The organism is Pseudomonas sp. 65/3-MNA-CIBAN-0223, assembly GCF_040310425.1.
Lineage (GTDB): Bacteria > Pseudomonadota > Gammaproteobacteria > Pseudomonadales > Pseudomonadaceae > Aquipseudomonas > Aquipseudomonas gregormendelii.
On sequence record NZ_JBEOPV010000142.1, the window covers coordinates 1 to 273 of the forward strand.

The 273-nt window shown below is 43.2% G+C and carries 1 protein-coding gene; it reads left to right on the top strand.

Features of this window, described 5'->3' with window-relative positions; genetic code table 11:
• Positions 1 to 201, top strand: a 201-nt coding sequence (locus tag AAEZ09_RS28280) for a DUF2790 domain-containing protein (RefSeq protein WP_350601649.1), incomplete at its 5' end; no start/stop codon positions are given.
• Positions 202 to 273 lie beyond the last annotated feature (72 nt).

A 273-nucleotide genomic window follows, 5' to 3' on the forward strand; every position in this document is an offset into this window, starting at 1 on the left:
GCGAAAAATAATAAGCCAATACCAGAGATTCAGGACTACAAGTATGGAATGAAGATTGATGTTGCAAAATTTGTGCGTCAGTCCCAGGATCCCCGTACTTGCGAGGTGTATCAACGGTTGATGACCTACGAAGACTCGCGGGGTGAGCTTAATACGATTCGTTATTCTTTGTTTTCCCAATGTGTCAACAACAAAAATTGAATGCATCGATAGGATTTTTAGAGGCCATAGAAAAACGCCAGGCGATGCCTGGCGTTTTCTATGGTCCTTGAG